Origin of the sequence: Microcoleus sp. F10-B2, assembly GCF_036704965.1 — a bacterium.
In the GTDB taxonomy this organism is placed as follows: domain Bacteria; phylum Cyanobacteriota; class Cyanobacteriia; order Cyanobacteriales; family Microcoleaceae; genus Microcoleus.
Window position 1 is genome coordinate 38,322 of the sequence record NZ_JAUBTB010000059.1, and the last position, 10,161, is coordinate 48,482.

The 10,161-nt window shown below is 48.8% G+C and carries 10 protein-coding genes; 6 read left to right on the forward strand and 4 right to left on the reverse strand.

All coding sequences use genetic code 11. The features are described from left to right. Positions 1-85 precede the first annotated feature (85 nt). Positions 86-1,135: a phosphate acyltransferase PlsX gene (plsX, locus tag QUA99_RS21675; protein ID WP_333240703.1), complete on the reverse strand. Its 1,050-nt coding sequence runs from the start codon at positions 1,133-1,135 to the stop codon at positions 86-88. Between the two features lie 356 nt (positions 1,136-1,491). On the opposite strand from plsX, the gene QUA99_RS21680 reads away from it, so the two are divergent. From QUA99_RS21680 to QUA99_RS21700, 5 genes are all read left to right on the forward strand, one after another. Then, positions 1,492-2,826 (forward strand): D-alanyl-D-alanine carboxypeptidase, encoded by a 1,335-nt coding sequence (locus QUA99_RS21680; RefSeq protein WP_333240701.1) that lies wholly within the window; start codon positions 1,492-1,494, stop codon positions 2,824-2,826. An 81-nt stretch (positions 2,827-2,907) separates the two neighbouring features. Further along, positions 2,908-3,192, forward strand: coding sequence for a 30S ribosomal protein S16 (rpsP, locus tag QUA99_RS21685; protein ID WP_006633724.1), 285 nt, complete (start codon positions 2,908-2,910; stop codon positions 3,190-3,192). Continuing rightward, positions 3,164-3,652 (forward strand): KH domain-containing protein, encoded by a 489-nt coding sequence (locus tag QUA99_RS21690; RefSeq protein ID WP_333085049.1) that lies wholly within the window; start codon positions 3,164-3,166, stop codon positions 3,650-3,652. Before rpsP ends, QUA99_RS21690 begins: the two co-directional genes overlap by 29 nt. A 513-nt stretch (positions 3,653-4,165) precedes the next feature. Next, positions 4,166-5,119, forward strand: coding sequence for a PhoH family protein (locus QUA99_RS21695; protein WP_333240698.1), 954 nt, complete (start codon positions 4,166-4,168; stop codon positions 5,117-5,119). Positions 5,120-5,217: 98 nt separating this feature from the next. Beyond that, positions 5,218-5,622: a ChuX/HutX family heme-like substrate-binding protein gene (locus tag QUA99_RS21700; protein ID WP_333240697.1), complete on the forward strand. Its 405-nt coding sequence runs from the start codon at positions 5,218-5,220 to the stop codon at positions 5,620-5,622. A gap of 173 nt (positions 5,623-5,795) precedes the next feature. On the opposite strand, the gene QUA99_RS21705 is transcribed toward QUA99_RS21700, so the two are convergent. The 3 genes from QUA99_RS21705 to QUA99_RS21715 all read right to left on the reverse strand — a co-directional run bounded on the left by QUA99_RS21705 (position 5,796) and on the right by QUA99_RS21715 (position 8,978). Then, on the reverse strand, positions 5,796-5,918 hold the full coding sequence (locus QUA99_RS21705) for a hypothetical protein (protein WP_333240694.1): 123 nt from the start codon (positions 5,916-5,918) through the stop codon (positions 5,796-5,798). Between the two features lie 168 nt (positions 5,919-6,086). Continuing rightward, complete coding sequence (locus QUA99_RS21710; RefSeq protein WP_333240693.1) at positions 6,087-6,656, reverse strand: class I SAM-dependent methyltransferase; 570 nt, start codon at positions 6,654-6,656, stop codon at positions 6,087-6,089. Between the two features lie 135 nt (positions 6,657-6,791). Continuing rightward, positions 6,792-8,978 (reverse strand): iron uptake porin, encoded by a 2,187-nt coding sequence (locus tag QUA99_RS21715; RefSeq protein WP_333240692.1) that lies wholly within the window; start codon positions 8,976-8,978, stop codon positions 6,792-6,794. A gap of 281 nt (positions 8,979-9,259) precedes the next feature. Here QUA99_RS21715 and QUA99_RS21720 point away from each other — a divergent pair, with 281 nt between their 5' ends. Next, positions 9,260-10,036, forward strand: a complete 777-nt coding sequence (locus QUA99_RS21720) for a DUF6816 family protein (protein WP_333240690.1) — start codon at positions 9,260-9,262, stop codon at positions 10,034-10,036. Positions 10,037-10,161: the final 125 nt, after the last annotated feature.

The window sequence follows — 10,161 nt, forward strand, 5'->3', positions numbered from 1 at the left end:
AAATTACTTTTTTCAAGCAAAACAGCTTATTTAAGCTGACATTTTTAATTTGACATTTTTAATCTTTAATTCCTACTTACTGCTTCTAATTTACAGCTTCTTGTTCCAGAGCGCTTTGGCGATTGGACGATCTAATTCGCTCCAGCACTTGGTTGTCAATAGCCTCCTTAGCCAAACGAATGGCATTAAAAATCGAGGCAGCTTGAGATGAACCGTGGCTGATAATGCAAACTCCGGCAACTCCCAACAGCAAACCGCCGCCGTGTTCAACGTGGTCTACCCGCTGCTTGAACCCTTTGAGGCTTTCTTGCAGGAGGGGAGCGCTAATTTGATTTTTGAGTCCGGCCGCCAATTCTTCCTTAAGCACTTGCACCACGACTTCGCCCACCGCTTCGGCAAACTTCAACAACACGTTACCGACAAATCCGTCGCAGACAATCACGTCGAAGTTCCCCGACAGCACGTCGCGGCCTTCGGCATTGCCCACAAAAGGAATGTTCGGGTTGTCCACCAATAACTGGTGGGTTCGCACCGCTGCGTCGTTGCCTTTAGAAGGTTCTTCGCCAATGTTGAGCAGGCCGATTTTAGGTTCGGCGACGCCCAGCACGCACTGGCTGTAAATAGTTCCCATAAGAGCGAACTGCTCCAAAAATTTGGGGCGGCAGTCCACATTAGCGCCGACATCGAGAATGAGTACAGAGCTGCCCGGCACCATTGTCGGCAAAACCGCACCGATCGCAGGGCGATCGATTCCGGGGAGACGCCCCAACCTGAGCAGGGCAGCAGCCATTGCCGCGCCGGAGTGACCGGCGGACACCACAGCATCAGCTTGCTGCTGCTTTACCAAGTTCATCGCTACGTTTATCGAAGCGTTGGGCTTGCGTTTGAGGGCACTCAAAGGTTCTTCGTGCATTTCCACCGCTCCTTCTGAAGGAACGATTTCTAGCTGACCTGTAGAGACGCGGCCGATCGCGTCTTGTTGCCGGAGCGAGTCTTCTATTTGCTGCGGGTCGCCCACGAGCAAAATCTCTACGCCTAATTCTTCTTGTGCCTTAAGCGCTCCAGCTACAACTTCGGCGGGGGCGTGATCCCCACCCATAGCGTCTATTGCAATTCTTGCGCGTGTCGATCCCATTGACCAATGTTTGAGAAACACTAAAAATTCTACCAGGAAGTCAGGAGCGTGAATCCAGAAGTCTGAATAAAGAACTAAAATCCGCTCGCACCCGATCGGACAATTCTCATTTCCGACTACTCTGATAGAACTTGTTTTGTCCCTACTTTACTATTTTTGACTGCCAATTGAAAAAATCAATGAAATAGTTTACATGACCGCAAGCACTTTAGTCCGGGAACCCCGGATTCATCCGTGGAGCGAGAAAACAGATCCCCATCCTCATCGCAAGCCCCCGCATTTATCAGTGGGAGCGCTTTCTTCAATCTAAAATCTAAAATCTAAAATCTAAAATCGATTGACTTTAGGAGTAAAAAATGCTGGATTTATTTAGCTCGGGAATCATGTCTTTGTGGCTGGACATGGCTGGGGTAGGCAGTGCCGCGCCGAATGCTGCGTCAGTGCTGGCTTGGCGGGGAGGAATACCCGGGTTAGTGGTGGCCGAAGATTTGGCTTTTGGGGGAATAGATGCGGCAAATCCAGACTTGCCCGCAGCAGCCACGGTGCGGGAATATTTAAAAGATTTGAAGGACAAGAACCTGATTGACGGGAATCAGGGAATTTGGGTGCAAGCAGGAATAGTGCCGCTGGTAAGTCAGCAGGGGAAGATGCTGATGCCTGGGGCTTCGCTGACTAAGATTGCGACTTCTCTGGCGTCGCTGGAAACTTGGGGCCCGGATTATCAGTTTGAAACGCGGTTCCGGGGAACGGGGCCGATTAGGAATGGGGTGTTGCAGGGGGATTTGGTGGTCAGCGGCGGGGGCGATCCGCTGTTTGTGTGGGAGGAGGCGATCGCGGTGGGCAATGCTCTCAATCAAATGGGTATCGATCGCGTGGCGGGCAATTTGGTGGTGACAGGCAATTTCCGCATGAATTATCAGTCCGATCCTTTGGTTGCGGGGGAGATACTGCGGCAAGCTCTTGAAGGTAGCAGTTGGTCGCAGGACGTGGTGGCAATGTATTCTAAGATGGCTCCGGGAACTAGAAAGCCGCAAGTAACGGTTGCCGGCAGCGTCATTGCTGAGAAATTTGTGACTTCGGGGCATTTGCTGCTGAAACGCCGATCGCTCCCTTTAGCCGAAATTCTCAAGCAGATGAACGTCCACAGCGACAATGAAATAGCTCAAATGCTGGCCGACGATTTGGGCGGCGCCAAGATAGTGCAGCAGCAAGCGACTTGGGCAGCGGGGGTGCCGGCGGCGGAACTTCAATTGGTTAACGGTTCGGGATTGGGAGTGGAAAATCAGATGTCTCCAAGGGCCGCTTGTGGGATGATGCAGGCGATCGCGCGCAACCTTCAGACTACTGGGCTGACGATTGCTGACTTGTTTCCGGTGTCCGGGCGCGATCGAGGAACTTTGGAACACCGACACATTCCGCGATCGGCTGTGGTGAAAACGGGTACTTTGGACAGCGTGATTGCTTTGGCTGGAGCCATACCCACGCGCGATCGGGGTTTAGTGTGGTTTGCAATTATTAATCGCGGCACCGATTGGGACTCTTTGAGAGCGCAGCAAGATATATTTTTGCAAAAATTGGTGCAGCAGTGGGGAACAGCATCGATTTTGCCACTAGCAATTACACCGCACATTGACGGCGCCAGACCTGCCTTGGGGGCTGCAAATCGCAGCGATATTTTGGTCGGAGGTTAAGAAATAGGGGTTGAGTTGGGGTTCGGGGAAGGAGCACTGACAAAATAGCTTAGAATTGGAACAAGACTATTGTGCAAGAAGATGATCAAACTGCGATTGAAGAGATACGGGAAAAAACGCGAGACCAGCTACCGGATTGTAGCGATGAACAGTTCTACCCGCCGAGACGGCCGTCCCCTAGAAGAGCTCGGCTATTACAACCCCAGAAATAACGAAACCAGGCTGGATGTTCCAGCGATTGTCAAGCGCCTGCAAGAAGGCGCTCAGCCAACTGACACCGTGCGTGACATCCTGAGAAAAGCCCATGTATTTGAACAAGTCGGAGCCGGAGCCAACGTTGAATCCAGCACAGCAACAGTCAGCTAGTCCCAACTATGCTGGACTGGTTAAGTTTTTAATTGGGCCTTTTTTAGAGACCCCAGGCTCTTTGCGGGTTGATTGCGAACTGCACCCGCGCCAATCGCGGGTCTGGGTTAGGCTTGCTTTTGAAGATCCGGACAAAGGCCGGGTTTACGGTAGGGGCGGACGCAACATTCAGGCAATTAGAACTACGCTCGAAGCGGTGGCGCAGACGGCGGGTCAGTCCCTCTACTTAGATATATACGATGGTGAAGCGGGCGATCGCGGATCTGGCCCGCCCAGGGGCGATCGCGACCGCCCGGATCGCGACCGCCCGGATCGTGGCTCGCGGGAGCCGCGAGGCGACTTCCGACCCCGGACGCCACCTCCGTCGCCTAGTCCCTTAGCTAGCAGAACTCCGAGAGAACAACCTCGCCGTACTAACACACCTACGTTTAGAACGAGCAGAAATACTCCCGGTTATTAACTAACTGCCGAACCCAGAAAGAATTTTAGATTTTAGATTCCCTGTTGTAGACTTTGTAGTACAAGCCCCGTTAGATTTGAGATTGCCGGTTTTGCGATCGGACGCAAATGTAAAATTTAAAATCTACAAGGTCAGCGGGATCGGGTTAATCTAAAATCTAAAATTTCAAATCTAAAATCTAAAATTGCCTGACTTAATAGAAGGGAGATTTGATTTGTGCATCCAGCACCAAACTCATTTGCGATTTAAAGATAAAAGACGCCTTAGATACTAGGTAAAAGCTAGTAGCTGGCGTTTTTTTGTTCCCAAAACGCGGCTAGTTGAACTGTTAATTGTTAAGATCGTTTGCGGTAGCATCGGAATGATACCGAGGACACCGTACTGCCGTGTCCCTACCCCGCTTAATTGTAGGGACGCGGCAATGCCGTATCGAAAGCTGTGGATAATATTAATTCCGATGCTACACGAGTTGATATAACTTCTAATTGCTTATTTGGAGGAGCTTATGTTGGCATGAATGAAAAACTAATAATAGAGTTACCGAGCACTCAAAGCGCAATGTCCTTGGCCGGTAATCAAGAAGAAAACCTGAAAATGATCTCTAAGCAAACCGGTGCTAACGTGGTAATGCGAGGACAAGAACTGCTGATTTCCGGCACAAAAAGTCAAGTAGAATTGTGTCATAAATTAGTGCGATCGCTATCCGACTATTGGAAATCCGGCAAAACTATTACCGGAGTTGAAATCCAGACGGCCCGCCACGCTTTGGATACCAACCGCCAAAATGATTTGCAAGACTTGCAGCGCGACGTTCTCGCCAGAACCCGCCGCGGCGAAGAAATTAGAGCCAAAACCTTCAAGCAGCGGCAGTACGTCCAAGCAGTACGCACGCACGACCTGACCTTTTGCATTGGCCCCGCCGGTACTGGCAAGACATTTTTAGCAGCTATTTTCGCCATCCAAGCTTTGTTAAGCAAACAGTACGAACGGCTAATCTTAACCAGACCGGCCGTAGAAGCTGGCGAAAAATTAGGGTTTTTGCCGGGAGATTTACAGCAAAAAGTCGATCCGTATTTGCGCCCGCTTTACGACGCCCTGCAAGAAATGATCGACCCAGAAAAAATGGCCGATTTAATGGAAAGAGGCTTGATCGAAGTAGCTCCTTTAGCTTATATGCGGGGGCGCACTCTCAGCAATGCTTTCGTAATTTTGGACGAAGCTCAAAATACGACGCCGGCTCAAATGAAAATGGTGTTGACTCGTCTCGGCTTTCGATCGAGAATGGTAGTAACGGGCGATATCACTCAAACAGATTTGCCGCCAAACCAACAGTCCGGATTGTCAGTTGCCCAAAACATTCTGGGCAACGTTGAGGGCATTGCTTTCTGCGAATTTTCTCAGGCAGATGTGGTGCGACACCCGCTAGTACAGCGGATTGTCGCTGCTTACGAACTGCACGAAAAATAATCAGCAGTCAGCAGTCATTAGTTTGTGGTTATTGCTTATTGGTTCTAATTCCCCATTCCCCATTCCCCATTCCCCATTCCCCATTCCCCAATTAAATTATGCCTAACCTGAAAGAATTCTTAGAAGCTTGCGAAAATTTGGGAACACTGCGTTTAATCGTGACTAGCAGCGCAGCGGTGTTGGAAGTGCGCGGTTCAATTCACAAGCTGTTTTATGCGGAGTTGCCGAAGGGTAAATATGCCAATATGCACGCCGAAATATTTGAGTTTCACCTGAATATGGACAAAATTAAACAGGTGAAGTTCGAGACTGGTGAAGCGAAAAGAGGCAATTTTACTACTTATGCAATTCGTTTTCTCGACGATCAAAATGAGGCTGCTTTGAGTGCATTTTTGCAGTGGGGAAAGCCTGGTGAATATGAACCGGGACAGGTGGAAAACTGGCACGAATTGAAGGATAAATACGGGGAGGTTTGGGAACCGCAACCTGTGGATGAGTTATGAAGCTATTTTTTTCAGAAGATTGTAGCAAAATTATCAAAACATCTGGACATTCAAGTAAATGATTGCTCTACTCCTAAAGGTGAAGCTTGATAAGAACGTTCAACACTTCTGTAAAATTGGTAATAAAATGCCTCAGAAACAGAAATAAGTAAATGAAATCAATCGATCGAACATTAAGGAGTTGGAGCGGTCATTGCTGGATGTACATAACTATCAATAGCCTTCGATCGCATAAAACAATTGCCATTTGTTTGTGTCGCTTCACTAGAGATAGTTGCTGCAATTACTCTAGACATTGCATTTGGTTCTAGCCAATTTAATGATGCTAGCGCCAGAAATTGTTCTTAGGCGCTAACAACAAAGGTATTTGCCACAGTGCACAGTTGTCCATTAATACACAAGTAGCAAACTAATTGAACCTACCTCCATGCAAAAAATGAAAATCTGGATGAACTAGCCACTACTTATACCCATGCAACGAGCAAACCGCACTGGGTAGGGACGATCGCACTTGTGACTGCGATCCCCCCAAACCATTCGAGAAAATCGGAAAGTTCCTGCTTGCGATCTTCGACATTATCCGCAAGGATCAGAATTTGTTTGCCGCTACAGCGTTCAATAATCGCGCGAACGTCGTCTTTATAAGGTCGCTTCGCGTGATCTACAAACACCAAATCCGGCAGCGGAATTTCATTGGGAATTTGCCTAATTGCCTCCTCAGAAGGACAAACCCACTGCCGAATCTGGCTATCTATTCCTGCTTGTTGAAAGTGTTCCCCGGCTTGCTCTGCCACAGATTTATCGAACTCGACGGTGTGGATGATTGCCTGAGGATCTCCAAGTGCGAGGTAGCAGGTAGAGAGACCATATCCCGTACCAAGTTCAAGGATAGTCTTTGGTCGTACAGCAGCAACAACACCTTGCAGAATTGGGCCGGTATCTTGACGAATCGGATTTCGCCAAGCACTTTCGCCGTACTGTTCGCCACCGAGGACACGGATTTTTTCAATTACGGCTAAAACTTGTTGGTTCATATGTAAAAGTGCGTGCGATCGTCCTATGTGAGTTAAACAGGACGATCGCACAGACTCTATTTGTAGGGTGGGAACTGCCCGCCAAAACTCTACAGGTGGTGTAAAAGTTCAGTCTGCGCGATCGTCCGATTTGAGTTAAAAAGAGAAGGTGGTTCTGATTGCTCCGACAACAACATCCGGGTTGCGATCGTCATGGTTGGGGGCGGTCAACCAGAAGATACCAGGAGTAATCGTGATATTGTCGGTCAGTTGATGGGTATAAAAGGCTTCAATGTGAAACCCCAGGTCGCGATCCTTGCGCTGTCCCGCAGGTAAACCAATCGCTCGAGCGATCGCCCCATTGCTCGTACCAGTCAACCGAGGTTGCACCCCAAAAACAATACCAGCTAAGTTGCCTTCTTTGCCCAAGTCATAAAAAGCCAGAGAAAAACGATAGTCCACCACATTAGCATCTCCCTTCGTACCGTTGCCCAAGGCACGAGCATTAATCAAACCGACAGAACCGCTTAACCCCAAAGTCCGCGAGACTCGATAAGAGATTCCAGGAAGATAGGCGTTGGCGACAACTGCTCCTGCTCCTTGAATTTGGGCAGCGTTACTGCCGCTGAACGTATCAACCCCAAATTGAGGAGAGTATAAGTGGACATAATTTAAAGAAATATCGAGCGGGCCGAAATCGAAGACCGTTCGTATAGAACCGCTGTAGCCGGCTTTGGAGAAACCTACACTCGGGTCGTTAGTCCGGAATTCGCTGCCGGCGGCGAAATCGAAGTTCAACCACGGAGTTGCTTTCCACTGTACGCCAATCCCTGTCTGCTGAATGGCGGGGTACAGAATTGGGTTGATTGAACCAAAGTACGATAGAGCTCCTGTAGTCGGACTGGCAAAGGGACTCAGGGGTGCTGAAAGTAGCCGGTTGCTAGAAAAGGCATTTAAAGAAACCAGCAGTTTGTCACCCACCGGGAAGCGGTATCCCAATCCGATCAAATTCAAACTTCCATTTCCTGATATGTCGGATGGCAGGAAACGAGTTTCATCAGTCGGGCCGCTGAGACGACCTTGCGGAAATTCGGTAGCTGTGTTAAGTGGCCTTAAATTTATGGCTTCCAGAACGACGAACAAGTTGTCTTGACCCGTGAAGCTGCTATTCAAGTTGAGTTGGAGTCGATAGCCCAATGTAGTGTTATTCGCATCGCTAGCATTTTTGCCAAAAGCATCTCCCAGATAAGTCAACACCTGACCCGTCAGCTTTGTGGTGGTGGAGAATTGGTTGGCTTCGAGTTCTGCTGTGCGAGCTTCCAAAGCATCGACGCGCCCGCGCAGGGTTGCCAATTCCGCTGCAAATTCTTCTTGCAGCCGTTGGACGGCAAGCAAGTCTTCTTTGGTCGCTAAATTTGTCGTTCCACCAGTAATTACCTCCCTCACTTTATCCAAGCAGGCGTTTAAGCCGGCGGCAAATTCGTAGCGGGTCATTGCCCGGTTGCCGCGGTAGGTGCCGTCGGGATAGCCTGCGATACAACCGTACCGTTCGACTAGAGATTGCAGTGCTTGAAATGCCCAATCTGTTGGCTTCACGTCGGATAGCTGAGAGACTGAGGTCACTTGGTCCATCGACGATGTGTTGTCTTCTGATAATTCCGGGTTGAGGGTATTTTGCAAGTCAGGCTCAACAGAGGTATCCCGATCGAGAAGCGATGATTCGGGGTTGGGGGTTTTTTCCCTGGCTGGCTCAATTGAGGTATCTTTTTGTGGAAGTTCTGCTGTTAGCCCTGAGACAGGAATCACTTGTTGGGTCCAGGTGCTCTCTGGCGATGGATCGGAAACTAGGGAATTTTCCTTTGTTGCCTCTGACCCTGTTTCCAGATTTGGACCGATCTGTTGACTGAAATCTGCCGTTTTGTGCGTTGCTATTTCAGTGTTAGTAGGGGTTGGAAGCAGGCCGTTCGGGGAGTTCTCGCTCACCTTTTCGCCGCTAACTGGCGTTGCTATTTCAGTGTTAGTAGGGGTTGGAAGCAGGCCGTTCGGGGAGTTCTCGCTCACCTTTTCACCGCTAACTGGCGTTGCTATTTCAGTGTTAGTAGGGGTTGGCAGCAAGCTGTTCGGGGAGTTCTCGCTCACCTTTTCACCGTTAACTACTGATTCTGGTAGTGGCTCTGCTTCGGCGGCTATTATTTGGGGATCGCTTTCTTCGCTGTTGATTGGTGAAGCTGTTGGTTCTTCCGTAATTGGGGAATCGACTGCCCGGGCGATCGCCAACGGCATCAGTCCACTGCCTAAAACAGTTAGCGTAACTACTAAAGTTTTGCCAAAAAGTGTATTCATAGTATATTGCTCCTCACATCCTAGTTGGTAACATATCACAACTTGCGTACTCACTCACTTTTTTTATTGTTTGCTGCGAGCCAGCAATTTCCCAACTTTATTTGTGGCGTTTGATGGATAGCTTGCTACAATAAATTATTTGAGGTAGGCGAACCTAAAAACTTAATCCTGCTTGTAGCGGATTGTTACGAACGTAGCGTTACAATAGCTTTACACGTCGATCGAGCACAGAAGGCATAAAGCAGAGGAATAAAAATTTAGCCAGTGAGATGCAGTTTGGTATGAGAGCAATTTGGGGTTTTTGTTGGGTTTTGGCGTTACTTTTGTGGTGCGGTGATGCCAGTGCGGGAGTTTTGAGCGATCGCACATCCAGTTTTCCCAATTGGGAAGGCAAACCTCCTATCGCTGTAGCTAAGGGAGATTTGGTTTATCCAGATTGGATGGCCGGCACTTGGAATGTTGCGAGCACTTTGGTAGATTTAGCATCTCCTTTAGCCCCAAATATTATGACACCCGGGTTTGAAGGCAACCGCCGCTATTTGCAGCAGCCGGTATTGTTTAAAGTGCGGTTTCAACCGGAAAAAAATATTGGTTTTGGTTCTAATTATATATCTAAAAAAGCTACAAAGATTGTAGCCGATCGCACTTTTAACGGTTTGAATATTGCCAAGGCTTATTTAGGCGACGGTGGCGTACTTTCGGTGAAAGTCGATCCGACCAATCCCAACCGCCAAATTACTGTTTTGAAAGGGGAACGACAATTAATTTCGATTGTTACCAGTCGGGGAACTGAGACGCCGAATCCTCGCGAGTTTGTGTCTGCTGAGATTTCTCAGCAGGTGTTTCGGGGAGAGTATGATATTTATTTAAACGAGGTGGAAACAACCACGGCTTATCGAGTTGTTGGAGGCGGAGAAAATGGCGATTCTGCCAGTAAGAGAATTGAGGCGGATCAGGTGACAGCGATTTATTTGTCGCCGCAAGACCCGGATTATTTTGCTGCTGGTGGGCATCCTGTGGCTTTGTACCGATATCGGTTGGAGTTGGTGCCGGCATAATGTAAGTTGTCATCTCGATCGACTTAGCAATCATCGGCTTGGCGATCGCCATCTCTCTCCTGTCATCAGCTTTCCTAATCACACTCATCAGTTAAACTGTCGCCAAACCCCTTTACAAACCTTAA

Excerpts from the sequence above, each read along its gene's own strand:
- plsX (WP_333240703.1), bottom strand. The coding sequence starts at position 1,135 with ATGGGATCGACACGCGCAAGAATTGCAATAGACGCTATGGGTGGGGAT.
- QUA99_RS21720 (WP_333240690.1), top strand. The coding sequence starts at position 9,260 with ATGAGAGCAATTTGGGGTTTTTGTTGGGTTTTGGCGTTACTTTTGTGG.
- QUA99_RS21700 (WP_333240697.1), top strand. The coding sequence starts at position 5,218 with ATGCCTAACCTGAAAGAATTCTTAGAAGCTTGCGAAAATTTGGGAACA.
- QUA99_RS21715 (WP_333240692.1), bottom strand. The coding sequence starts at position 8,978 with ATGAATACACTTTTTGGCAAAACTTTAGTAGTTACGCTAACTGTTTTA.
- rpsP (WP_006633724.1), top strand. The coding sequence starts at position 2,908 with ATGATCAAACTGCGATTGAAGAGATACGGGAAAAAACGCGAGACCAGC.
- QUA99_RS21680 (WP_333240701.1), top strand. The coding sequence starts at position 1,492 with ATGCTGGATTTATTTAGCTCGGGAATCATGTCTTTGTGGCTGGACATG.
- QUA99_RS21710 (WP_333240693.1), bottom strand. The coding sequence starts at position 6,656 with ATGAACCAACAAGTTTTAGCCGTAATTGAAAAAATCCGTGTCCTCGGT.
- QUA99_RS21705 (WP_333240694.1), bottom strand. The coding sequence starts at position 5,918 with ATGTCTAGAGTAATTGCAGCAACTATCTCTAGTGAAGCGACACAAACA.
- QUA99_RS21695 (WP_333240698.1), top strand. The coding sequence starts at position 4,166 with ATGAATGAAAAACTAATAATAGAGTTACCGAGCACTCAAAGCGCAATG.